At 37.5% G+C, this 24,833-nt stretch carries 25 protein-coding genes and 2 pseudogenes; 23 read left to right on the forward strand and 4 right to left on the reverse strand.

Annotated features, from left to right (window positions below; translation table 11 throughout):
- The first annotated feature begins 89 nt into the window (after positions 1-89).
- The 11 genes from BQ7314_RS15060 (at position 90) to BQ7314_RS15110 (ending at position 11,331) form a co-directional block, all read left to right on the forward strand.
- Positions 90-317 (forward strand): hypothetical protein, encoded by a 228-nt coding sequence (locus BQ7314_RS15060; RefSeq protein WP_174484512.1) that lies wholly within the window; start codon positions 90-92, stop codon positions 315-317.
- A 133-nt stretch (positions 318-450) separates the two neighbouring features.
- The gene (locus BQ7314_RS15065) at positions 451-987 is read left to right on the forward strand and encodes a hypothetical protein (RefSeq protein WP_174484513.1); all 537 of its coding nucleotides are present in this window, start codon (positions 451-453) and stop codon (positions 985-987) included.
- A gap of 44 nt (positions 988-1,031) precedes the next feature.
- Positions 1,032-1,274 carry an HPr-rel-A system PqqD family peptide chaperone gene (locus BQ7314_RS15070; RefSeq protein WP_174484514.1) on the forward strand — a complete coding sequence of 81 codons (243 nt, stop codon included), beginning with the start codon at positions 1,032-1,034 and terminating at the stop codon, positions 1,272-1,274.
- Positions 1,274-2,191, forward strand: a complete 918-nt coding sequence (locus tag BQ7314_RS15075; RefSeq protein ID WP_174484515.1) for an HprK-related kinase A — start codon at positions 1,274-1,276, stop codon at positions 2,189-2,191. The genes BQ7314_RS15070 and BQ7314_RS15075 overlap by 1 nt, the downstream gene beginning before the upstream one ends.
- Entirely contained in the window at positions 2,188-3,288 is a 1,101-nt protein-coding gene (locus tag BQ7314_RS15080) for a nucleotidyltransferase domain-containing protein (RefSeq protein WP_174484516.1), read from the forward strand. Before BQ7314_RS15075 ends, BQ7314_RS15080 begins: the two co-directional genes overlap by 4 nt.
- A complete protein-coding gene (locus BQ7314_RS15085; protein WP_174484517.1) occupies positions 3,288-4,121 on the forward strand; it encodes an RpnC/YadD family protein in 834 nt (277 codons plus the stop codon). The genes BQ7314_RS15080 and BQ7314_RS15085 overlap by 1 nt, the downstream gene beginning before the upstream one ends.
- 161 nt (positions 4,122-4,282) lie before the next feature.
- Positions 4,283-5,494, forward strand: coding sequence for a TIGR04063 family PEP-CTERM/XrtA system glycosyltransferase (locus BQ7314_RS15090; RefSeq protein WP_174484608.1), 1,212 nt, complete (start codon positions 4,283-4,285; stop codon positions 5,492-5,494).
- Between the two features lie 13 nt (positions 5,495-5,507).
- Entirely contained in the window at positions 5,508-6,605 is a 1,098-nt protein-coding gene (locus tag BQ7314_RS15095) for a glycosyltransferase family 4 protein (protein WP_174484518.1), read from the forward strand.
- A 223-nt stretch (positions 6,606-6,828) separates the two neighbouring features.
- Positions 6,829-8,631, forward strand: coding sequence for an asparagine synthetase B family protein (locus tag BQ7314_RS15100; RefSeq protein WP_174484519.1), 1,803 nt, complete (start codon positions 6,829-6,831; stop codon positions 8,629-8,631).
- Positions 8,632-8,812: 181 nt separating this feature from the next.
- Positions 8,813-9,748, forward strand: coding sequence for a DUF4351 domain-containing protein (locus tag BQ7314_RS15105; protein ID WP_174484520.1), 936 nt, complete (start codon positions 8,813-8,815; stop codon positions 9,746-9,748).
- Between the two features lie 608 nt (positions 9,749-10,356).
- The gene (locus BQ7314_RS15110; protein WP_174484521.1) at positions 10,357-11,331 is read left to right on the forward strand and encodes a transposase; all 975 of its coding nucleotides are present in this window, start codon (positions 10,357-10,359) and stop codon (positions 11,329-11,331) included.
- On the opposite strand, the gene BQ7314_RS15115 is transcribed toward BQ7314_RS15110, so the two are convergent.
- Complete coding sequence (locus BQ7314_RS15115; RefSeq protein WP_174484522.1) at positions 11,328-11,669, reverse strand: hypothetical protein; 342 nt, start codon at positions 11,667-11,669, stop codon at positions 11,328-11,330. The two genes, BQ7314_RS15110 and BQ7314_RS15115, sit on opposite strands and share 4 nt — an antisense overlap.
- Positions 11,670-11,771: 102 nt before the next feature.
- Between BQ7314_RS15115 and BQ7314_RS15120 the strand changes: the two are divergent.
- The 4 genes and pseudogenes from BQ7314_RS15120 to BQ7314_RS15135 form a co-directional block, all read left to right on the forward strand.
- Positions 11,772-12,686: pseudogene (locus BQ7314_RS15120) on the forward strand (ATPase, T2SS/T4P/T4SS family); the annotation flags it as partial.
- Positions 12,687-12,688: 2 nt separating this feature from the next.
- Positions 12,689-13,909: a type II secretion system F family protein gene (locus tag BQ7314_RS15125; RefSeq protein ID WP_174484523.1), complete on the forward strand. Its 1,221-nt coding sequence runs from the start codon at positions 12,689-12,691 to the stop codon at positions 13,907-13,909.
- 613 nt (positions 13,910-14,522) lie between these two features.
- Positions 14,523-15,665 carry a site-specific integrase gene (locus BQ7314_RS15130; RefSeq protein WP_174484524.1) on the forward strand — a complete coding sequence of 381 codons (1,143 nt, stop codon included), beginning with the start codon at positions 14,523-14,525 and terminating at the stop codon, positions 15,663-15,665.
- On the forward strand, positions 15,666-16,736 hold the full coding sequence (locus tag BQ7314_RS15135) for a hypothetical protein (RefSeq protein ID WP_174484525.1): 1,071 nt from the start codon (positions 15,666-15,668) through the stop codon (positions 16,734-16,736).
- 16 nt (positions 16,737-16,752) lie between these two features.
- Here BQ7314_RS15135 and BQ7314_RS15140 read toward each other — a convergent pair whose 3' ends face one another.
- Positions 16,753-17,055, reverse strand: coding sequence for a hypothetical protein (locus tag BQ7314_RS15140; protein WP_174484526.1), 303 nt, complete (start codon positions 17,053-17,055; stop codon positions 16,753-16,755).
- Positions 17,056-17,267: 212 nt separating this feature from the next.
- Between BQ7314_RS15140 and BQ7314_RS15145 the strand changes: the two genes are divergently transcribed.
- Together BQ7314_RS15145 and BQ7314_RS15150 are read left to right on the forward strand one after the other, a co-directional pair.
- A complete protein-coding gene (locus BQ7314_RS15145; RefSeq protein WP_174484527.1) occupies positions 17,268-17,834 on the forward strand; it encodes a transposase in 567 nt (188 codons plus the stop codon).
- Between the two features lie 83 nt (positions 17,835-17,917).
- Positions 17,918-18,076: pseudogene (locus BQ7314_RS15150) on the forward strand (IS6 family transposase); the annotation flags it as partial.
- Positions 18,077-18,106: 30 nt separating this feature from the next.
- Here BQ7314_RS15150 and BQ7314_RS15155 read toward each other — a convergent pair.
- The gene (locus BQ7314_RS15155) at positions 18,107-18,412 is read right to left on the reverse strand and encodes a hypothetical protein (RefSeq protein WP_174484528.1); all 306 of its coding nucleotides are present in this window, start codon (positions 18,410-18,412) and stop codon (positions 18,107-18,109) included.
- Between the two features lie 755 nt (positions 18,413-19,167).
- Between BQ7314_RS15155 and BQ7314_RS15160 the strand changes: the two genes are divergently transcribed.
- Positions 19,168-19,992 carry a CheR family methyltransferase gene (locus BQ7314_RS15160; RefSeq protein ID WP_174484529.1) on the forward strand — a complete coding sequence of 275 codons (825 nt, stop codon included), beginning with the start codon at positions 19,168-19,170 and terminating at the stop codon, positions 19,990-19,992.
- 43 nt (positions 19,993-20,035) lie between these two features.
- Here the strand turns inward: BQ7314_RS15160 and ampD are convergent, their stop codons facing one another.
- Positions 20,036-20,602, reverse strand: coding sequence for a 1,6-anhydro-N-acetylmuramyl-L-alanine amidase AmpD (gene ampD, locus BQ7314_RS15165; protein ID WP_174484530.1), 567 nt, complete (start codon positions 20,600-20,602; stop codon positions 20,036-20,038).
- 437 nt (positions 20,603-21,039) lie between these two features.
- Between ampD and BQ7314_RS15170 the strand changes: the two genes are divergently transcribed.
- The 5 genes from BQ7314_RS15170 (at position 21,040) to carA (ending at position 24,824) form a co-directional block, all read left to right on the forward strand.
- Entirely contained in the window at positions 21,040-21,495 is a 456-nt protein-coding gene (locus BQ7314_RS15170; RefSeq protein ID WP_174484531.1) for a hypothetical protein, read from the forward strand.
- 232 nt (positions 21,496-21,727) lie between these two features.
- Positions 21,728-22,558 carry a carboxylating nicotinate-nucleotide diphosphorylase gene (gene nadC, locus BQ7314_RS15175; RefSeq protein WP_174484532.1) on the forward strand — a complete coding sequence of 277 codons (831 nt, stop codon included), beginning with the start codon at positions 21,728-21,730 and terminating at the stop codon, positions 22,556-22,558.
- Positions 22,558-23,040 carry a flavin reductase family protein gene (locus BQ7314_RS15180; RefSeq protein WP_174484533.1) on the forward strand — a complete coding sequence of 161 codons (483 nt, stop codon included), beginning with the start codon at positions 22,558-22,560 and terminating at the stop codon, positions 23,038-23,040. The genes nadC and BQ7314_RS15180 overlap by 1 nt, the downstream gene beginning before the upstream one ends.
- Positions 23,041-23,113: 73 nt before the next feature.
- Positions 23,114-23,503 carry a PilZ domain-containing protein gene (locus BQ7314_RS15185; RefSeq protein ID WP_174484534.1) on the forward strand — a complete coding sequence of 130 codons (390 nt, stop codon included), beginning with the start codon at positions 23,114-23,116 and terminating at the stop codon, positions 23,501-23,503.
- Positions 23,504-23,696: 193 nt separating this feature from the next.
- Positions 23,697-24,824 (forward strand): glutamine-hydrolyzing carbamoyl-phosphate synthase small subunit, encoded by a 1,128-nt coding sequence (gene carA / locus BQ7314_RS15190; RefSeq protein ID WP_174484535.1) that lies wholly within the window; start codon positions 23,697-23,699, stop codon positions 24,822-24,824.
- Positions 24,825-24,833 lie beyond the last annotated feature (9 nt).

Genomic DNA, 24,833 nt, shown 5'->3' on the forward strand with positions numbered 1-24,833 from the left:
GGTATTGTTTTTCTTGTTAGGAAAAATAAAAACTTAAGTAGAGTGGCATTGAATTTATTCTATTTTTATATAGGAATTAAGGGGGAATGGTGAATAATATAAATCAGCTTCAAGAGAACACAACTGATAAGAAAAGTGATTCTGTACTTACTTCTAATGCGCGTCGTAGGTTGATTAAAGGAACTGCGATAGCGCTACCCGTTGTTATGACCTTAAGAAGTGGTGCGGCTATGGCGGCATCTAGTACGGAAAGTTGTATTGCACGTGACCAAAGAACAGCGGATAATTTAAATCCTAATAAATTTACTAAGGAATGAGCACAAATTAATTTAGGCAAGTTCAATTTAAGAATTATAATGATGCAACTCATAAACTTTATTTACACCTGAGGCAATGGAATTATACTGCCATTCCTGACGCAACAACTTTATAAGTTGCCTAAGTTATTTCATGCACATTCCTAATGCAGATACGGATCCATTTTTAAGAACTCCAATAACCATTACTAGGCTAATCAAGATAAAAGAGGTGAGGGATAGTAGCGGTAATAATCCAAAATGGGTTTATGATAAAAAGAACACGGCCAATGCCGATGGTACTTTTTTTAAAAGAAGGACTGTTTATGTACATGGTCATGGACTAACAGCCCTTCCTGCTGACTGGTTGAATACAACTGAACCACAGTTACAATTTAGTGATCAGTCTACTACAATCGACGTTTATAATGTATATACAGATCCATCACCAGCAATAACGGCTGGAAATCATTTTAAACGATTAGCAAATAATTTTGTTCAGGATACGAGTTTTGGAAGCAATGGAATCAAGGAAAAATTTGGCTTGGTTGTAACTGACCCGTTTGGAGGGATACAAACTGATGCTCTTAATGGCCCTAGAGTTGGGCAATTTGTAGATCATTCCGACTTACAAGCTAACAATCATCTTACAGGTTCTTGCTGGACTTCTTTAAATCCAAATGTTCCTTGAGTACTAAAATAATAACATGGCGAGTTATTCAGGGATCTGATTTATTGTTCGTAAATTGGGGTTCTGAAGTCATTGTCTATAATTCCTTATCAGGTGAAACTCATCAAATGGATGTTTTTTCGGCTACTGTATTAGAACAGTTGATGAGTAATAATTATATAGAGGAAGCATTGCTAAACGATATTTGTCGATTATATTCATTGGACAATAATTCCGAAAATCAACAATTAATAGCCTTAATCATCAATAATTTTGATCAGCTAGGGTTAATAGAGCCCTGTTATTAATGAAATTAAAGCAATTAGGGTTAGGTAATCTAGTCAAACAGGCTGCAAGTAAAGAAGGGGTTTGTCTGGATATTGGTGCTTTTTGCGTTAGAGTAAAAAGTGATGAGATAATATTCTTAGAAACACTTGCTTTTTTATATCAAGATTTCCCTATTTTACCTAGTGATACCTTTGCAGACTTTCATATTGTTATTACGCGTCCGAAGGGTGTACGGCACTATCTGAAGCCTCAAGTTATTTTTGTGACTGATGGACAGCAACCGTTTGAGCCTTTTCCCCTTAGTCACGCATTTCCTTTATTTGAGTGGGGCTTAAACTGGTGTATAGCCCGTAGGTCTCATCAATACCTTATGCTTCATGCAGCTGTTGTTGAGAAAAATGGTAAGGCGCTGATTTTACCTGCGCTTCCTGGTTCGGGAAAAAGCACCTTGAGTGCCGCATTAGCTATGAATGGGTGGCGGTTTTTATCAGATGAATTTACTATGATTCGGCCACAGGATGGTAAGATATTACCGATACCGCGGCCTACGCCTCTAAAGAATGCTTCAATTCAGGTAATAAAAGGTACGTTTCTTAATGCCGAAATGGGTCCCTTGTTCCCAAAGACACGCAAAGGAACAGTTGCTCATCTTAGGCCACCCAAACAAAGTGTTGAGCAGTTAAAGGAAGCAGTATTGCCTGAGTTGTTGATTTTTCCAAAATTTCAAGCGAATACAGAAATACAACTTAATCTACTAAATAAGCCATACGTTGTTTTTAAATTGGCTAGTAATGCTTTTAATTATGAATTGATGGGGCGAACAGGCTTTGAACTGGTGAAGAATATGACTTCATCTTGTCGCTGTTACAACCTGACTTATAGTCGTTTTGATCAAGTATTACCCTTGCTTGATGATTTGCTAATGCAAAACGTATGACAATACCTGCCAATCACGTAAAAAAAATACTTATTAATTGTTTATGTTTTCCTGAAACAGTTAAAGAGTTAACTGTTTCAGAATGGGAGTTATTAATACGCTGTGCTAGACATTGTAAATTACTTGCTTACCTGAGATGGAAGCTTGATTCATGCGGTTTGATTGCATCAGTGCCCGCCCAGGTATTAACGCATTTTACAGCGGCACAACGCATTGTAGATTACCGGAATAGATTGGCAATGTGGGAATTAAACCGGATAAGGCGTGCTTTATATGCGAAGGATGTTGAAGTACTCGTATTAAAGGGAGGTGCTTATCAATTATTACAAATCCCTTTTGCTCAAAGCAGGCTGCTAGCCGATATTGATATTCTGGTTAAAAAAAGTGACATTCATACAGTAGAAACATGTTTGCAGCAACAAGGCTGGCAAACGGCGAAATTGGATGAATATGATCAGCAATATTACCGAACCTGGATGCATGAGGTTCCGCCTTTAAGGCATCAGGAACGTTTTATTGAGGTCGATTTGCATCATACAATATTACCACTATCCAGTCGATTGCAGCCTTCCCCTGAATTGTTAATAGAAGATTCAATAGTTGTTGAAAATATAGCTTATAAAGTGTTTTCACCGGTTGATATGATTTTGCATAGTAGTGTACATTTATTTTATGATGCTGAGTTAAATGGAGCTGATTTTAGGGATTTGGTTGATTTAAAAGAACTGATTGCTTATTTTCAACCGCAGCAAGAGTTTTTCTTTGAAATACTGTTGGATCGAGCTAAGCAACTGACTTTGCAGCGGCCTTTGTACTACACACTCTACTTTATACATAATTTATTAGATGCCCCCATTCCTGAAGAATATATTGAAAAAAATATTGGCAAACCCAGTTGGTTGACTAGAAAATTAATGTGCTACCTTGTGCCATTAGCTTTAATACCCGAGCATCCAGATTTCCCTAGAAAAAAAGTGGCACTAGCCAGATGGCTGCTGTATGTTCGTTCACATTTTCTACGCATGCCTTTTTATTTGTTAATACCTCATTTATTACGTAAAAGCAGGATGCGAATGGCGGGGAAAGAGATGCATTAATGGGTGAAAAAGATATTATTTCTAAACAGATTTTTAAGCGCATTTTAGTTGATGTGGCTACTTATCTGTTTGGATTAGAATTACAAAGTGCAGAATTATTGGAAACTGAACAGCAACGTATAGAGGATCGGCGTGCCGATTTATGCGCGCGCGTTGTGGATAAAAATCAACAAACCTTTATACTACACTTAGAAATACAAAATCAGAATCAGCGCATTATGCCTGAGCGTATGTTGCGTTATTTTACTGATTTACGATTGCAGTACCCAAATGAAACAATATTTCAATATTTGTTATATATTGGTCGCGAGCCATTAAATATGAACAATGGTATTGATACTGAGCAATTACAGTATCGTTATTCGGTTATAGATATGCACCGAAAGAATTACCATGAGTTTCTTAATCAGCAAACACCAGATGCTGTAGTCATGGCGATTTTATGTGATTTTAATGGTGTGGAAAAGCATGAAGTAGTCCATGAGGTATTACGCAATTTGATCGCTTTGACTCAGGGCAATCAACAGCAGTTACGCGAGTATATCAGTATGCTGGAGATTTTAGCTAGTAATCGAAATTTAGGTCTTGATATTCGGCAGGAGTTTGAAATGTTACATGTTGAAATAGAAAAATTACCCAGTTTTGTTATGGGGGTAGAAAAAGGGCTAGAGCAAGGGATGGAGCAAGGGCTAGAGCAAGGGATGGAGCTCGGAAAAATGGAACAAACTAAAATAATAGCAAAACAGTTGCTTGGTTTTCATATGCCTGTTGAGAAGGTAGCTCAAGTAACAGGGCTTAGTGTGGCTGAGTTAAATGTGCTCAATAAAAATTAATACATCCTGAATTCTTATTTCCATGCCTCATAAATATCTACAAAAAATCGTTTTGTAATTATGCCTTAGTACTGGCTGAGTTCGCAGAGTGAATTATGTGATTTTAATCAGATTGAGTTAATTAATATAGTATGACAGAACTGAACGTGGTGACTAAAAACTTGAAAATATTACATATCCTCGACCATTCTATTCCACTACACAGTGGCTATACTTTCCGTACTCGCGCCATTTTAGAGCAACAAAAAGAGCTGGGATGGAAAACTTTTCATGTAACGTCTGCAAAACATAGCGTTGCCGAACAAGATATTGAGGAGGTAGATGGACTACGTTTTTACCGTTCTCAACAACCTGCTGGATTATTAGCTAAACTTCCCGTGTTTAATCAATGGGCTATTGTTAAAAGCTTAACAACGCGTTTAGATGAAATTATTCCTGAAATAAAACCTGATATTTTACATGCCCATTCGCCGGCTTTAAATGGTCTCGCCGCTATAAAAGCCGGTAAAAAATACAATATCCCCGTGGTTTATGAATGTCGTGCCTTTTGGGAAGACGCGGCGGTTGATCATGGTACAACCAGTGAAGGTAGTTTACGATATCGGATTACTAAGGCTTTAGAAACCTATGTTTTTAAACAGGCACAAGCTGTAACTTGTATTTGCGAAGGCTTAAGGCAAGACATTATTAAGCGCGGTGTAGCAGAAAATAAAATTACCGTCATTCCTAATGCAGTGAATATAGAAAAATTCACCTTTGGACAAGAAGCTAAGCCTCAGCTTAAACAAGAATTAGGTTTACAGGCTAATACAGTGCTTGGTTTTATCGGTTCTTTTTATGCTTATGAAGGTATTCCATTAATTCTCGATGCATTGCCAGAAATCTTAAAACAACAACCCAATGTGCGTTTGCTATTAGTAGGAGGCGGTCCTCAAGAGCAAATAATTAAGGATAAGGTTAAGCAATTGCAGCTAGAATCTTTTGTTATTTTTACTGGGCGTGTCCCTCATGACCAAGTTCAAGATTATTACAATCTAGTGGATATATTTGTTTATCCACGTTTGGTAATGCGCCTAACGGAATTAGTTACGCCTTTAAAACCATTAGAAGCCATGGCGCAAGGACGGTTGGTTATTGCCTCTGATGTTGACGGACATAAAGAATTAATTAGAGATCAAGAAAATGGTATGCTTTTTAAGGCTAATGATGTCAGTTCATTAGTGGGCTGTGTGCTTAATTTATTAGCCCATTCTGAAAGTTGGCCAGCAATGCGACAAGCGGGTAGGCAGTATGTTGAACAAGAAAGAAATTGGCCGAATAGTGTCAGTAATTATGAGCAGGTTTATACTCGGTTATTAACGAAACTTAAATAAGAATTAATCTCTTATGACGCTAAATATTGGTCTTATTGGTCCATTACCACCGCCTTATGGCGGAATGGCAAATCAAGCAAATCAACTCTATCAACTATTGCAACAAGAAGCAGGTATCCAAGTTAGTTTTGTGCAAACTAATGCACCTTATGCCAATAAGTTGATTGGAGGAATGAAGGGAGTTAGAGCCATTGTCCGATTACTTTCTTATGTAAGGAGGGTCTATAGGCTGACGGGACAGGTTGATGTTATTCATGTTTTTGCAAATTCAGGATGGTCTTGGCAGTTATTTTCAGCTCCTGTAATTTGGATTGCTTGGTTAAGAAAAACCCCAATTATTATTAACTATCGGGGAGGGGAGGCTGAGACTTATTTTGAAAAGTCTATTAAATGGGTCAGGCCATCAATGGATAAGGCTACAGTAATTGTGGTTCCTTCTGGTTATTTACAGCATGTATTTGATAAGTTCCATTTTAAAACTCAAGTTATACCTAATATTATTAATTTGGAACGATTTAAATTAGTGCGAAAAGAAAGCATTAATATAAAGGCTCCACATTTAATTATAACTAGAAATTTGGAGACTATTTACGGAATAGCTACAGCTATCAAGGCAGTAGCGATAGTAAATAAGAAATTCCCTAATTTTAGCTTAAGTATTGCAGGTAGTGGCCCTCAAAAAAATGAGTTACTAGAGTTAGTAAAAAAATTAAAGCTGGAAAATAATATAAGATTTACAGGGAAGCTTAAACCTGATGAAGTGGCTACTTTATATCAAGAAGCTGATATTATGCTAAATCCTACAACAGTTGATAATATGCCTAATTCAGTACTTGAGGCGATGGCTAGTGGGGTGGCTATTGTAACGACAAATGTAGGCGGTATACCTTATATTGTAGAAGATAATAAAACGGCATTGTTTGTAGAAGTAAATAATGCAGAACTAATGGCAGAGAAAATTATAGAATTACTTCATGATAAACAGCTCTATACGCGTTTAGTTAGCAACGGAATCACTGAAGTTCAGCAATATTCTTGGACTCATATTAAAATACAATGGATGAATTTATATCAGTTATTAGGGTCTAATAAATTGGATATTTCTCAGTAATATGAGTTTAAATTAAGTTAAGCCTACATATTGTCAGTATTTAGAGACCCCTAAGGATTTTACCAATTTTCACCCCCGAAACGACTTATCAATAGTTTAGAATAGTTTTTGGGAAGAAGTTCCCATTTTGATGGGGGGCTCTAAATATTTACTGCATATTGGATATTTTTGTTAAAAAATAAAATTGCCCCCTAAATAAAGATAACGAAAGGACATATATTTAATGACATTACTAGCGGGTTGGGTAGAAACAATAATAAGAGCTAAAGATGCAGAACGATTATTAAAAAGACATATTAGTAATGCTCCAGGCTTTACAACAAAAGGTGTAAAAACTGATAGTTCTGTCTTTTATGCTTTGGCAGCAAACCAATACAAGATACATAATGTACAAGGTACGTTATTAGTTAACGCGGGTAATACCGAATTAACTACTTCGGCGGAAGAAATCATTGGCAATTATCAGCAAAAAGGTGATACCTTTTTGGAATTCAATCCCATTGAGCAAGCACTGGTCATTATCGATTCTGATCAAAAGAAACTGATCTTAGCAACAGACCCAATTGGCCTTACGCAGTTGTATTATGCCCAGACTGATAAGGGCTTAGTTTTTGGTGCAACCGCTGATAGTGTTATTGCTCACCCTGAAGTGAAATCTGATATTTCAGCGCAATCAGTTTACGATTATGTTTATTTTCATCATTGCCCTAGCCCCTGTACGATTTACCAACAGGTTAAAAAATTAGAAGGCGGGCAGACTCTTGTTTATCAAAATGGAAAAGTCCAGATAAAACATTACTGGATGCCTAAATTTCAAGAAACTATACCTAGCTCTACTGTGGAAATGGGTAAAGAGTTACAGCAAAAATTAATAGATTCAGTAGCGCGGTTATCTGTAGGTGAAAATGAAACAGGAGCATTTTTAAGTGGTGGACTAGACAGTTCTAGTGTCGCAGGTGCTTTATCCAAAGTTTACCCTAATAAAGCAAAAACATTTTCTATGGGGTTTCCGGTAGATGGCTATGATGAAATTGAATTTGCCAATATAGCGGCAGATCATTTTAAAACTCGGCAAACCGAATATTATTTAACCCCAGAAGATACTGTCAAGGCTATTCCTGATATTGCCGCGTACTATGATGAGCCCTTTGGCAATTCATCCGCATTAGCGGCCTATTATTGTGCCAAAGTAGCAAAAGATAATGGCATATCAGTTATTTTAGGTGGCGATGGTGGTGATGAAATATTTGCCGGTAATGAGCGCTATGCACAGCAACTAATTTTTGACTATTATCAACAAGTACCCAGTATCATCAGCAAGAGTATGGAAGGTGTACTAGACCACCTTCCTGCGTTATTAGCCAAACAAAAGTTATTTTTTAAAGCAAAGCGTTATATAGAGCAAGCCAAAATACCTTTGCCAGATCGTTTGCAGGATTATAATTTTTTACATCGTCATGCAGGCAGTGAAATATTCCAAGCTGATTTTTTACAACAGATTAATACAGAACAGCCATTAGATTTGCTCAGGGAAGCTTATCATCGACCAGAGCAAGCGAGTACTTTAAATCGCATGTTATACATGGACTGGAAAACGACTTTACATGATAATGACCTAGTTAAAGTGAATAAAATGTGTGAAATGGCCGGTGTAACGGTTAGATACCCTTTATTAAGTCAAGAAATTATAGATTTATCCTGTAAAATTCCATCAAGCGATAAACTACAAGCTAAACAGCTACGCAAATTTTACAAACAAGCGATGGCCGGTTTTCTACCAGAAAAAATTATTAATAAATCTAAGCATGGATTTGGTTTGCCGTTTGGTATTTGGTTAAAAGATTATCAGCCTTTAAAAGAATTGGCTTACGATAGTATTAATAGCTTAAAAAAACGTCCGTATTTTAAAGCAGAATTTCTCGACCATACGATTAAAATGCACCAAAGTATTCATGCGGCTTATTATGGTGAATTAATCTGGATATTGATGATGTTAGAGTTGTGGTTTCAAGGAAAGGAAATATAGGGCGGACTTTAATCCGCTCAGTTAAATTTTTCGGTTTTTAAAAAAAGACACTGATTTCGGGCTTATACTTAAAACGAAAAATTAAGGTAGGGTACGTATTGCATGCCTTTCGGTGCATACCCTACATAAATTGTACCGGCTTAAAATACTAGCCCTGATTTCGTAGAAGAGTTAAATATAGATGGATCATGATCAGAATTTCAAAAATTTAATACTCGAATACCCTAGGCAAGCATTGAAATTTTTTGCTCAAGAAGAAATTGGAGAGCATGACCTGGTTGATGCACGGATTATTCCAGTAAGAGAAGAGCAGTTGAAATCTAAACTTGGGGAGCGTTATCGTAAGTTAGATGTCCCATTATTAATTGAATGGCCTGATGGACAGCGGGAAGGTATACTCTTTATACTAGAAGAGGAAACTTTAATACGGCGTTTTTCTATTTATCGATTGGCTCATTATTGTTTAGACCTCTCTGAACTAATGGAAACAACTCGAGTTGTTCCTGTGGTCATTTTTTTGGGTACAGGAAATAAATGTTTGGCCCACTTGCAACTAGGCAGCGATCGGCAAACCTATTTAGATTTTAGGTATCTATTTTGTTATTTAAAAAAACTTAATGCGGCTGATTATATGGAGAGTAACAATATAGTTGCTCGCTTAAACTTACCCAATATGCATTATGCAGCGACTTCTCGATTATCGATTTATGCGGCAGCACAGAAAGGCTTGGCAATATTAGAAACTAACCCGCGAATGCAAATAAAATATGCTGATTTTATTGACGCTTATGCAGCGCTTAGTGAAGAAGAAATGCAACAATATCAAAAAAGTTATGTGGCAACAGATGAGGTTATTATGGGCTTAGCGCAAATTTTAAGACAAGAAGGACTGGATCAAGGAATTGAGCAAGGGCTTAAACAAGGCCGGCAGCAAGAATGTATAAACCTTATTTCGCGTTTACTCAGACGAAAATTAGGTATACACCCAGAGGTAGAGATAATCCTTGAAACATTGACTAACTTGTCACTTGAAACACTAGAATCAATGACTGATGTATTACTGGACTTTAATGAAGTTGCAGATCTTAAGGAGTGGATTAGTCAACAACAGAATTGAGTTCTTTTAATAGGCTTCCGTTGGAAGGGCTTTAGCCGCGACAGGTTACTCCACTATCGCGGCTAAAGTCCCCCTACTTAAGGTACTCGCAATAAATAAGCTACTCATTAAAACTAGACTGGATTACAACGCTTGTTCCTAGGCTCCTGTTTTACTGCCATTAAGTTAAGGTTTTATTGTTTAATAATCAATGGATTACACTGTAGGCTGGTAACTTCTCATTATTAAAGAGTACAGATAGTTTTTTCAGTTCGTTATTCCTGCATGCTGTTAGCAGGAATCTATTGTTGAGCATAGATTCCCGATAAAAAGACCTCGGGAATGACGGTACTCTATAAGCGATTACCTGTGAATAATCAGAAATGACGTAGGCTGGGTTACGTTATCTGCGCTTCGCTTGATAAGCTAACCCAGCCTTGTATCTTTCCAAACCATGATATATTGCTTAGCTAGCATTATATCAAAGTGCATGATCAGAGTTTGTACCCATCCTTAGATGAAAGTCTGTGACGTAGATAAAACCCATGCACTATATTCTTAATACTGAATGGTATCCAAGTCCTTCCAGCATGGAATGAGACTGAATGAACAAGGGGAGTATACAAGAAATGAATACAATAGGTATTGATGTTAGTAAAGCTAAAATAGACTGTGCATGGCTTAGAGAGGAAGGAAAACTAAAATTTAAAGTACTTCCCAATACTAAGGCTGGCTGTAATGAATTAATTGAATGGTCATTAAAAAGCACTTCTTTGGAAATCACGCAGCTACATTTTATTATGGAGGCAACAGGAGTTTATCACGAACAACTGGCAATTCAGCTTCATAACGCAGGAGCAATGGTGTCTGTCGTTAACCCTGCACAAGTGAAGTTTTATAGCCAAGGCCTAGGAGTAAGAACAAAAAATGATAAAAAAGATAGTGCTATATTAGCGCGATATGGATTGAAAGAAAGTCCTAAGGCTTGGCAGCCAGAGCCCGTAGAAATACGTACTTTGAAGGCTTTAATTGCTCGCTTTGATGGCATTGAAAAGGACTTGCAACGAGAAAAGAATCGTCAAGAAAAAGCTGTTATTAGTAAAGCACCTCAAGAAGTACTTAATTCAATAACACAAATGATTGAGCTTCTTGAAACTGAGCAAAAACGACTTGATAAACTGATTGAAGATCATATCAACAAACATGAAGAACTCAAAAAAAATAAAGAGCTGCTTAAGAGTATTCCTGGTGTTGGTAAGGTAATTGCCACTCGAATACTAATGGTTATAGGAAGTCGAGACTTTAAAAGTGCTAGCCAATGTTCTGCTTATTTAGGACTAGTTCCAGTAGAACATGAATCAGGAAGTAGCATAAGGGGGAGACCAAGGCTATCTAAAGCAGGCAACCCTATCATTCGTGCGAAGCTTTATATGGCGGCGGTAGTAGCAATACAGCATAACCCTGATATTAATGCTCAATACGAGCGTTTAACGGCAAGAGGAAAAAGCAAAATGTCTGCTTTAGGGGCAGCAATGCGAAAATTAGTACAGATTTGTTTTGGTGTTCTAAAACACCAACAAACCTATCAACCACAAGTGACTTAAATTAGCCCTTGTGATTGATTTGGAGAGATGGTATCTACTACTTGCCGTAGTACACGATCCGCCCATACCGTAGTCACTTTTGACATTGATGTTGCTCCACCTATCATTCCAACCAGAGTTAATAGAATCGCATCAGATAAATGATAGTCTGCATTATCACCCCGGGGGTGTGCGACCTTTTGCTTTACCGTTGTTTCAAACCCTATTCTGTCTAAATACTTTACGACTGGGATAAGTCCGGCCTGGCTCGTCAATCCGTGTGCAGTGGATGAAATTTTGACTGAGCGTGTATGATTTCGGACACGTGATGAGGTTTTTGATGCTTTTGAGGACTTCATTAAAACAATGAGATAGTAAAATCAGGAATATGATATTATATCATTGTTTAATAAGGATTTTTCTGGTTTGTTGGGTATAATGCGTGCAGGATTTAGGTGACACTTTCTCGCAATAAAGCCATTGACTTTCGTGTCAATACTTGTCCGACTTTATTTGGCGAAAAAGTAGTATTACGTATTTTAGACCCAACCAGTGCTCAGTTAGGTATTGAAAAGCTCGGATTTGAACCCGTACAACAAAAACTGTTCCTTGATGCCATTCAAAAACCCTATGGCATGATTCTAGTAACAGGCCCTACCGGTAGTGGTAAAACAGTATCACTGTACACTGGACTCAATATTCTTAATACCATAGAACGCAACATTTCTACTGCGGAAGATCCTGTCGAAATTACGGTAGAAGGTATCAACCAAGTCAATATGAATATCAAAGCAGGGCTGACTTTTGCTGTTGCATTAAGAGCTTTTTTGCGTCAAGATCCTGACATCATCATGGTCGGAGAAATTCGTGATCTTGAAACCGCAGAAATTGCTGTAAAAGCTGCACAAACCGGCCATCTAGTATTATCCACATTACATACCAACGATGCCCCACAAACATTGAATCGTTTACTACAAATGGGGATTCCAGCATTTAATATCGTCTCCTCAGTACTCCTAATTATGGCGCAACGATTAGCTAGGCGCTTATGCCCGCACTGTAAAATAGACTCTGAATATCCGGAAGCAATATTATTAGATGCTGGGTTTAAAAAAGAAGAGATAGGTACATTCACTGTTTTTAAAGCCGTAGGCTGTGATAAGTGTAATGATGGCTATAAAGGTCGAGTCGGTATTTATCAAGTTATGCCGATTACTGATGCAATGCGAGCACGTATTTTAGAGGGTTGTAACGCAATGCAACTAGGTGAACAAGCGCAAGCCGATGGCGTAAATGACTTGAGACGCTCAGGCTTATTAAAAATAATACAAGGCATCACTACTTTAGAAGAAATTGACCGCGTAACAAGAGAATAATTATGGCTGAAGATAAAGAACAAATAGATTTCACCTGGAAAGGCAAAGACAAAAACGGCAAAGTTATTAGTGGTGAAATAGCTGCTTTTAGTGATACTGTAGCGCGCGCTGAATTACGCAAGCAAAGTATACGAGTTATTTCTGTTAGAAAAAAGCCCAAACCATTATTTTCTAAAGCCAAAGCAAAAATCACCAGTAAAGATATTTCTATCTTTGCTCGACAACTTGCCACCATGCTTGAGTCAGGTGTTCCTTTGGTACAATCTTTTGATATTGTTGGTAAAGGCAATGAAAATCCCGCTATGGCTGAAATGCTACTGGCGATTAAAGCTGATATTGAAGGCGGGGATACATTAGCTCAGGCCTTAGGTAAACGGCCTATTTATTTTGATGAACTATTTTGTAACCTTGTTGAAGCCGGAGAGCAAGCTGGAGTATTAGAAGGCTTACTAGACAAAATTGCGACTTATAAAGAAAAATCTGAATCCATTAAAGCAAAAGTAAAAAAAGCCCTAACCTATCCGATTGCCGTTGTCGTTATCGCTTTTATTGTTACTGCTATTTTACTGATCTTTGTTGTCCCAGTCTTTAAAGAGTTATTTGACAGCTTTGGCGCAGAACTACCCGGTTTCACTTTATGGGTTATGGGGATGTCAGATTGGATGGTTGCCAATTGGTACTATGTTATTGGTGCTGTTGTTGCTGCCGTTTATACTTTTGGTTATTTTAAAAAGCGCTCTAAAGCTTTTAATCATTTCCTAGACCGCACTATGCTAAAGCTGCCTGTCGTTGGCATGATTTTACATAAATCAGCTATTGCCCGCTTTGCTAGAACATTGTCAACCATGTCTGCTGCAGGTGTTCCTTTAGTTGATGCATTAGAATCTGTTGCGGGTGCTACAGGTAATATCGTGTATTACAATGCAGTTATGCAAATGCGCGAAGATGTCTCTACAGGTCAGAACATGCAATATTCAATGCTGCAAACCAAATTGTTCCCGCATATGGTGGTACAAATGCTAGCAATTGGAGAGGAATCAGGCTCTATCGATAAAATGCTAGACAAAGTGGCTGATTTTTATGAAGAAGAAGTTGACAACCTCGTAGACAATCTAAGTAGCTTAATGGAGCCGTTTATCATGGTTATTTTAGGTACTTTAGTTGGGGGCTTGATCGTTGCTATGTACTTACCTATTTTCAAACTTGGTGCGGCTGTCGGTTGATTTAAAATGTTGACAACTGCGCTGTAGTTATATAATGTTGACAGCGTGATTGTATTTCGATCTCCATCGAGATCTAACTGACTCTATTAAAATATTATGAGTCTCTAAAAAGCTGAATTATTATCACAGCATTAGCATGTATTACTAGTACGCTAATGTATGGGTATGTAGCTAAACTGGTAGTTTACCTACATATAGTTGTTAATAATTTTAGCCTTAAGAGACCTACATGCTATCCCGTGACGGAACAATACCTAGTGAAGTTTCTGTGGAAATTGTACCCCAACTTTTCTTTACTTAAGTTGGGGTCTATGACTCAGATGACAAAGACACTAACCATTCATACTTTACTCTTTCAGATGATGACAGTTTAAAAGAAGCAAAGATCGACTCTTCTTTTGCAGACAAACCCACCCATTTTAGAAATATCTCAAACTATCATATAAGAGGTATTGACGAAGCTATTCATTTCCCCTTAATTGTATCAAAAGAAACATCACTTCCATTCCTAGTTGCATGTGATTTTTTATACAAGAGTTATACCCGTGATGCGCCTGCCAAAGAAACCGCCACCACTTCAACAATTAAGCCACATGCTCGCCAATTAGCACATATGCTAAATTTTTTTTATCGCAAGCGAGATGAGTTTAACTATTTAAATTTCAAATTTCCTATTGAGCGCCAGCGACCAGCATTCAAATATTGGCAACACTTGAGAAAAGAAATTATTGATGGGGAAATGAGTACAGCCACTGCTCGACTTCACCAATCAACTTCAACATCTTTTTTTAAATACCTTCAAAAAATTGAATTAATTGACCCTAAAGCCGAGCTGTGGCGTGAAGAAACAGTTAATGTTCAATTTAATAACACTCTTCGGGGAAAAGTAAATAAACAAATCTCAAGACCAGTTCAAGGCATAAAAAAAGCAAAAAATAACACGCCCCTATCTTTAGGTTATATTCAAGATGGCGAACCGCTAAGGCCACTCAATGATGCTGAACAGAAAATATTAGTTACGGCTTTAACAAATATAGCGACCCCTTGGTTTAAATATCTCACATTAGTCTGCTTACTGACAGGAGCTCGTCTCGGAACTATTGGTACTTTACGTGAAAAACATGTAGAAATTCTTAAAAAACAAATGGCCTCAGGTGTCCCACCAACTCCATTTTTAAATGCAGGGTACATACAAACAGGTATTCAAACTAAACATGACAAGACACTTCGAATATATTTCCCCCATATTGCTATTAAATATCTTGTCAGATACTTATCCTCAGAAGTTAGAAAAAAACACGTAAAAACAGCCGAGAAAAAGGGCTTAATTTTTAATGATAAAAGCGATCAACATGTGTTTATAAATCAACATGGTGCTCACGTCTACTGGTCAAAATTTAATATCCACTTAATTAAAGACTACATCTACCCCCTGACAGAGGCAGGCAATTGTGTATCTCATTTTACTAGCCAACACTTGAAACCAGCCATGCATTTACTTGGTTATAAAGGTGATTTTAGATTTCATTTCACTAGAGCGTCATTTGCTATGAATTTCTTTAAGAATCATTATCGAGCAAATATGTCAGGCCCTGAAATTAATGATCTACTAGAAAGGTTAAAAGAATTGATGGGGCATTCTGATATTAAAACTACTCAATCATATTTAAATCATTACAAGTCTGATTTAAATGACTCTCCCATTTCAATTGCAAATACTGAGTTCATTAATGATTTACTAAAAGGAATAATATAAATGTATACAGAAATAATATGGCAAGAAGGAGTACCTTGTGAATTACCTGATGTATTTAACCCATTCTTAATTCAAATTAACGGTGGTAGAGATTACCGTTCTCTTGGGAAACTAAGCGAGCCAAAGTCATATAAAAACAATGAATCAAAAATTGCTCTTGAATGGATTGCTCGCGAACTTTTATTTTTTATATTATTAGAACAAAATCAAGAATTATCAGAATCAAGGATAAGAAACTACATTAGCTCGGGAAACTGGATGATAAGATATTTAGCTGAACACAATCTAGATCTAATTGAAATTGAAAGCTACAAGGTAATAACTAAAATTTTTCAAAAAATTGCTTCAAAAACCAAAAGCAATACTATCAACCGATCCAGTAGCTCAGAGAATGGAAATAGAACTGATATTCATTACTTACAAAACCTCAACCTTTTTTTGTCTTATCTTTATCCAGATGATGTTCAAATTATTTCAGATCATCTTGATCATGGTAAAAAGATTGAATCTATTATTGAGCCACCCTCAGAATTTTGTGTCGTTGAATCTACAAGATACATAGCGCAACGTATTAAGCATGAAGAGAACAAACACAGTAATGCCTTATCAATTCTAAAAGGAAATCCCACATTAACTGAGAACGAAATTACATCATTTTTCAAATCAACTAAGGATTATAGAAATTGTTTTTTATATTTATTTATCGCCGTGACAGGTATAAATGGAACAAACTCAATGCTTATAACTCTAGAGGACTTGGATATTACAAATAATAAAAAAATATCTGGAAAGTCTATTTCTATTTATAAAAAAAGAGCAAATAAAATAGTTTTTTTTGAAATCCCAAAGGAAATATTAACTAAATTTATCGCCCCTTTTATTAGTCTATTTAATACATATAACACCCTGTGTGATAAATTTGGGGTCAACTCAAAATTACATTTTATGGGGCAGCAGGTTCTTTGTGAAAGAAACGAGTATAGACATATTTTGCAATATTATACCTTCCGCTCTTGGACAAAACCAATTAAACAAAAAGTAATTGACCACTTAGGAATGAGCACAAATTAATTTAGGCAAGTTCAATTTAAGAATTATAATGATGCAACTCATAAACTTTATTTAAACCTACCATGCCACCTCCCGACGTCCAAATAAAGCCTTCATTGTTACTAGTTCCGACTACAACGTTGCCATCCCCGCTCACAGCCCAAGCCATTGATGAAACACCACCCTTAGGATTAGGAAATTTTCCTGTGAGGTCCCCTAATCCTAAGAAATACCCTTCAGAAAATGATGGAATAGGGGTGAGGAGTAATATACAAAAAAAAGGTAATACTAAAATAGTATGCTTTTGATAGATATTGGTGTTAGTAGTATTAGTAAGCATTGTTATAGGATTTTTATTTAAAAAAATGTAACTACTCAGCGTAACTTAAAATTATAACACATTTATTTTGAATTATAATTACTAAAGTTTCGGGGTTCAAAAAAACCAAAAATACAACCGCAACCTATTGAAACTAAAACAAAAAAGACCTCAATAATGGTATAATATTGCCTGTACCACCAACCAATATTAACCAAAAAAGAGGTCTTAGTATGAATACTGCCACAAAAATTCCTGGGCTACCAGCCCTAACCGCAGATTTGCTTCAAAGCAGTGACTGTTTGGTGGACAACCTATTCGCCGATTTATGGAAATCAATGGGAATGAATGCCTTACTAAGCAAAGCGGGGTTTAACAAACGATCTGGAACGCCTATTACTGAACTGGTTTACGTCTTAACTCTTTGGGTTTGGTTGAAAAAAGGCACCATTGGCATGTTTGCTCGTGAATCCTTACACTATTTCACAACGGCTGAAAAAGATGCACTATACTCAACACTGAATCGAGAGGACTTAAATTGGCGGAAGTTGAACCTTCAAACTGCGGTGAAAACGATTAAGCAAATGCCCTCTCAATCAACAAAAGCCTTTGTTTTGGATGATTCCATTAAAATAAGGCATGGGAAAAAGATGGCTGGCGTCTCTAGTCATTTTGATCATACTTTAGGTCGGTCCGTCATGGGGCAGCAAGTTTTAACTTTAGGTTATAGCTGTGAACAGGGTTTTGTCCCCTTAGATAGTGAGATATTTATCAGCAAAGTGGTTCTGTCGCAAGCATAGGCTAATTGTGGGATTTCTGTCGCATTTATGGGTAAATTCTGATATAATCCCCCCTTATTTCCCAATGTGCATAAAATAAAATCATGATCAGCTTTAAAGGGACACACTTCCCCAAAGACGTTATTCTTTATGCGGTTTTCTTTTATGTCAGGTACGGCGTTTCATATCGCGACCTTGAAGAGATCATGGAAGAAAGAGGGGTTAATGTTGATCATGCTACGCTCAATCGTTGGGTTATCCGTAAGGAATTGGATTTATTTTATCACTGAATCCTAAATTGAGAATTGCTGCCAGCTCACTGTAGGTGAGGTTTTTAACTGGAAGTGATGTTGGCTATTATGTTTTCTATATTTTATAAGTAAATCATCAACAAAAGCTTCAGCTTGAGCCAAAATCTCAATATCTTGCTTGTCGTCATCATTGGTCAATAATTGAAACAATTGAGCTAATTGCATAACAGAGAAAAAATCTTCATAGCGAGATCCTTTCTGGTTGGAGTGACCGCCTGTTTGCTTGTTAGCAAAATACTTTTCAGCCTCTGAGCCAAATAAATTTTCTACCTGTTTATTTATTGTCATTTTAAAAGAAAATTTAGCCTATAAAATATTGAAGCCAATTAATAACTCAAGCCCAAGCGCGTCTCGTCTTACTCTGTTTATGTAAGCACTCGCTCAGTGCAACAGTCTACCATTATCTACACAATAAATTAACGGATATCAGTGAATTTACGCAACACTTCGCCCGTTTCTTCATTAGGCATTCTCATCATTCCGTTAATAAATTTATCGTCTTCGGCACCTAGAATGGATACCACAAGATTACCATTTTCTTTATGAGCCTCCGTTATTTTGACTATTGGATAGCTTTATAAGGGGAATTCATCGATATCATCACTTTTTATTTTCACATTATCTGGACTATGCTCATCGCAACGAGTACATAAATAAGCAGCCCTGTAAAGATATCAAGCTGCCAATACGTTAAACGTTAACCCACCGTTTAATGTACTCGACCAGAATTAAAATCATCTCACTTGAGGGGATTTTTTTATGCCTTATTATTGATTCTTATAACATCCCTATATTGAAGTGGTTCTACTTTAGAAGCCTAAAGTATAGATACTCTTTATATTCAGCGCATTCACATAAAGAGGACGGTTAGTTTATAATAGATTTATTATCTGCAAAAAGAGAAATTAACTTTCATTATGTTGACAAAAAATAAAAATGGCTAAAAGTATCGGAGTTATTGAGCTGAAGGCAGGTGCCAATATAGTAGAGCAGCACTTTAGTGACACTGTTGGCTAAAGTGAGCGAAGGGTGGGTGGGTAGATATGGATATTAGCTTGCAGGAGTATCATAATTTTCGGAGCTTTCTTAGTCGTTCGTGCGGTATTGAGGTGGGTGAAAATAAGCAATACTTGGTGAAAAATCGTTTGTCGAGTGTTTTGCGTGAATTTAACTTGGCTTCTTATGCTGAGTTGGTATCGCACTTGGAAGCTCATACTGTATTTTCTAATCGCTTAAAGTCTAAAGTGATTGATGCTATGACCACGAATGAAACTTTTTGGTTTCGAGATGACTCACAATTTTTAGCTTTAAAAAAAGAGGTTCTACCGGAGTTTTTTTTGAACATGCGAGGCGCGGTAAAAATTTGGTCAGCGGCTTGTTCTTCTGGGCAGGAGCCATATTCAATGAGTATGTGCGTCGAAGAAATGACGCACTCTTATAGTGAACCTCTCAATGTACAGATAGTAGGTACTGATATTTCCGAGGCTATTTTAAATGTAGCGCGTACTGCAGTTTATTCTGATATGGCAATTAATCGAGGGCTAGATAGTAAGGTTAATGCGCTTTATTTTCAAAAAGTAGAGGCAGGGTATCAGTTAAAACCAGAAATAGCGCGACGAGTTCGGTTTCAGCAATTAAATTTGTTGCAATCATTTTCTGATATGGGGCGTTTTGATATTATTTTTTGTCGTAATGTTTTGATTTACTTTTCGGACGAAGTAAAAAGGGAGATTTTGCATCGCTTGGTCAATGCGCTTGAGCCGGGCGGTTATTTATTTTTAAGTAGTACGGAATCAATACCTATGGATATGGCAAGCCTTGTACCCGTTAGGGGGGGGCTGGCGTGTTACTTTAAAAAGGTTGAGTGATACTTGGTAAGTATATTTAATAAAGTGGACTTTAGCCTATATTTTATTTATTAGGTGCATTAAGTTCGAGCCTAATAAGCTGGTAAAGCTTAACCCAGTCGAAAAAAATTCCCGGATCAGTTTTACGCAGTGGTGCAATGTCACTGTGTCCTGTGATATTTTCTAAGCACAGCTTAGGATAGGTATGTATTAGGCACTGAATCAGCGTGGCAAGTTGCTGATATTGTACCTTGGTATAGCTTGTGTTCACTGTCCCTTCTAGTTCAATGCCAATAGAAAAATCATTACATTTCTTGCGCCCTTTATAGCATGAGTCTCCTGCATGCCATGCGCGTTGATTAAAGGGGACGTATTGCGTGATTGCGCCGTTGCGTTTAATCAGTATGTGACTAGAAACTTCTAAATGACAAATATCAGGAAAACTAGAGTGCCCCTCAGCACTAAGCTGGTTGGTGAAGAGTTGATCAATATAAGGTGTATTAAACTGTCCCTCGGGTAAGCTAATGCAATGAATGACAATTAATGAAATATCAGCTGGATCGGTGCGTTGGTCGCAGTTTGGCGAAGCTATTTGTTGTGCCGGTGTTAGTAAGTGATTTTTAATGTGCATGCTAAGTCTGGTAGAGATTTTGTTGTTGGATTAGCAGTATTTGCCATTATTTAATAATGTCTGATAATTTGCTGTTAAGTGCTATATATTTCTAATTGTAAACTAATTTTTAGCGTTTTTTATTCTTTGCTTATTTTTAAAGAGGTAATGCCAAGGTATTACTTTATTTTTTGTGTTGGACTTCTTGAAAATAAAACTACGGTCTGAACTATCGCATCTTCTGTTTTTTATTATGGGGAGGGGAGTGCGTTAGGTATAAAAATATATCTATTATCAAGGGCTACTTTCTATGAAATAATGTGTACACAGAGTTATAGGCTTGTTACACGATCATATTGTTAGTTTTATTGGTATTGGTTTGTGTGCGTTTGTATTTCTAGTAAGACTTGATAGTCTGTTGGTGTATTAAACTAAAATAATTGGTGAGAGAATAAACGATGATTGAATTGGGAATAATTGTAGTAGCTTTTGTTTTTATATGGCTTTATGCAGGTAAAGGTGCATCAGAAACGACGAGTCAGCCAGAAGAATCTGCGGTAGAGCACAAAGAGGTCGCGGCAGAGACCACTGAAGTTACGCCAGAAGTAGAAAGCGTCGAGCCAGTTACTGAGGCGGTGGTTACTAATGAAACTGAGGAAAACTGTGTCGCTGTTAGTGTGGTGCCACAAGATTCAACGCTAAGACGTCATTATATGCAAAATTTGATGGCTAATAAGGAAGATGCTAGCAAAAAAATTCCTGAAGATTCTGCGTTAAGACGTCACTTTACTCAGCAGTTGTGTGTTGAAATTGCTGCTAATATGGTGGATAGGCCGACAGATTCAACTTTAAAGCGTCATTACGATGCTCAGTTATCTAGTGCTGTTGCTGATCGTTTAGAAGCATTGAAATAAAGGTTTGTATTTAATTTAACCTTAATCAAGGTAAGTGGCCATACTGAAACGATTCCTAGGTATGTATTGTTTAGGCGTAGATTTTTAGTGGTTTTGTTGGTGTTATGATGATTTACCTTGATTGCTTTTAGAGCAAATCACTTCTTGTTTTTACTGAAAATAGGCTGGCTAATTCTTAGTTTATGCTTATTTCTTGGTTTCTTAGTTTTCATTCTTTATTCTGGAATAGTACATGAATTATACAGCCCCTATAAATGTTAAACCTTTTCTGGATGAGGATATTGGTAGTGGTGATATTACTGTCGCCATTATTTCTGAAACTATGCAGGCAAGCGCAAAACTTATTACACGTGAGCCAATGGTTTGTTGTGGCCAGGATTGGTTTAATGCTGTTTTTAAAGAATTAAATGCAGATATAGAAATTGAATGGCTGGTTGCAGAGGGGCAGTGGGTTGAAGCGGGTATGCTTTTATGTACTTTGCGTGGTTTAGCCCGACCTTTATTAACAGGGGAGCGTACGGCACTGAATTTGTTACAAACTTTGGCGGCAACGGCAACTTATGCGCGTCAATATGCCAATGCGGTTGCTGGTACTGGGTGTAAGGTTTTAGATACACGAAAAACTATTCCAGGCTTACGTAATGCGCAAAAATACGCAGTTGTTTGTGGTGGCTGCCATAATCACAGAATGGGTTTATATGACGCTGTTTTGATTAAAGAAAATCATATTATGGCCGCGGGATCTATCGCTAAAGCAGTTGCTAAAGCAAGGCAAATTAGCGATAAATGGGTGGAGGTGGAAGTAGAAAACATGGATGAGTTACAGCAAGCGTTAGATGCTCGGCCGGATCGAATTATGTTAGATAATTTTTCTGTGCTGCAATTATTAGAGGCAGTAAAAAAAGTTGCAGGAACTGTTGCTTTAGAGGCTTCAGGTAATATTTCTTTGGCCAATATTCGTGAAATTGCAGAAACCGGTGTGGATTATATTTCTATTGGTGCTTTGACTAAAAATGTAACGGCGGTCGATTTGTCCATGCGTATTGATTTGGTGGCAGGATAATGCACAAGGTGAATGAGTTATTGCAGCAGATGTTGAGTCAGGGTGTTTATGTTGTCGGCGTAGTGGATGGTTCGGAAACAAATGCTTTTACTGCGGCTTGGGTAATGCAGGTTTCGTTTGCGCCGGTATTATTGGCTATTAGTATTAATCCTGAACATCACTCATACCGATTGTTGAAAAAAGGGGGCGTTTGTAGTGTTAATGTTTTAAGTCAGCAGCAAATGTTATTAGCTGAACATTTTGGGCGCTCAGGGCTTGAAGATAAAATGGCGCAGGGTACTTGGACGGCCACAGTAACAGGAGCGCCTGTGCTACAAGAAAGCTTGGCTTATTTTGATTGTAAGGTCAGACATGAGGTTGCCGCTGGAGATCATCAGTTGGTTATTTGTGAGGTAATTGATGCTCGGCAGCTAAATGCCGGTAGTCCGATGTTGTATAGTGATACCGGAACTATGGATAATAGCGCTGAATTTTATGAGTAGCTGGGTTGTTTGCTGCTTTACTGTTTATCTGGGTAAGCAATAAACTACACTCACCTAAAGCTTGGGTGAAAGTATGAGTTCAAATAGAAGGATATGTGTTCGCGTTACTGAGTGTTTGTCGGTAGAAATCGAGAATGATTTAGGTGAGCGGATACATGGGGTAACTTTAGATATATCTAATCAAGGGATTGGTTTGTATTGTAGTACAGATGATCGAGATCGAATAACGCCGCAAGGTATTTTTGTTAGGCAGGGGCGTCCAGTAGAGGTGCAGGTTTATTTGAGGTTTTCTGATGCGTTAGGGTGCGATGAGTTAATTAATGTGCGTTGTGGTGTCGTTTATTCGAGAAAACTCGCACAAGATCAGTGTCAAATTGGGTTGGGGTTTCTAGATTTAGATGCTGATGCTGAGGCTCGTTTGACTCAGTTTATTCAAAATAGAAAACGAGCGCATAAAAGTTAGGTGGGAAACCTTTGAGTGGAATAACGCACTATAATCAGAAAATATAAAAATCTTAATGACCGCACACTGATAATTCAGTAAAATCATAACGATTATCCGGTTTTCCGGGTATCTGATGTGATCAGACATAATTTATTCTATAACGGGAAGGCTGTAAGGTGCTTCCCGTTTTGTACATTTAAGGTGGCTTATTTTGAACAAACCTGCACTATTAATGTTAGAAGATGGGACGGTATTTCATGGGATATCGGTAGGCGCAGAAGGCTGTTCTGCTGGAGAAGTGGTGTTTAATACATCATTAACTGGGTATCAAGAAATCCTAAGTGATCCATCTTATGCAAAACAAATTGTAACCTTAACTTATCCACATATTGGCAATGTTGGGACAAATAATGAAGACAATGAATCAACGGGTGTTTTTGCTAGTGGCTTGGTGATTCGTGATTTACCTATTGTCGCTAGTAACTGGCGCTCAGAAAAAGGCTTGTCGGATTATTTGCAAGATAATAATGTGGTCGCGATTGCTGAGATTGATACACGTCAGTTGACGCGATTATTACGTGAGAAAGGTGCGCAACGTGGTTGTATTATCGCCGGCGATGTTTGTGATGAAGTTGTGGCAAAGGCAGCGATAAATGCATTTTCTGGTTTGAAAGGGATGGATTTGGCGAAAGAAGTCACTGTTTCTGAAGCTTATGAGTGGACGGAAAATACTTGGGATTTAGATGCAGGGTATACACAAGCTGAAAACCTGACTAAACATGTTGTCGCCTATGATTTTGGTGTAAAACGTAATATCTTACGTTTATTGGTCAATCGTGGTTGTCGCGTGACTGTTGTGCCTGCTACAACACCAGCGGTTGATGTATTAGCAATGAACCCAGATGGTGTGTTTTTGTCAAATGGCCCGGGGGATCCAGAGCCTTGTACCTATGCAATTGAAGCAGTTAAAGCCATTTTGGAGCAAAAAATCCCTGTTTTTGGTATTTGCTTAGGGCATCAAATACTGGCTTTAGCGTGTGGTGCTAAAACTGAAAAAATGGTTGTTGGGCATCATGGCGCTAACCATCCAGTGCAGCAAAAATCAACGGGGCGGGTGATGATTAGTAGTCAAAATCATGGTTTCGCTGTAGATGAAAAAACCTTACCAGATAATTTACAAGCAACTTTCCATTCTTTATTTGATGGTAGTTTGCAAGGAGTTGTACGTACTGATATTCCCGCGATGGGTTTTCAAGGTCACCCAGAAGCTAGCCCAGGCCCGCATGATGTAGAGTCTTTATTTGATGATTTTATAGTCATGATGAATCAAGCTAACTAATAAATATAG

It is taken from the genome of methanotrophic endosymbiont of Bathymodiolus puteoserpentis (Logatchev) (assembly GCF_900128525.1).
In the GTDB taxonomy this organism is placed as follows: domain Bacteria; phylum Pseudomonadota; class Gammaproteobacteria; order Methylococcales; family Methylomonadaceae; genus Methyloprofundus.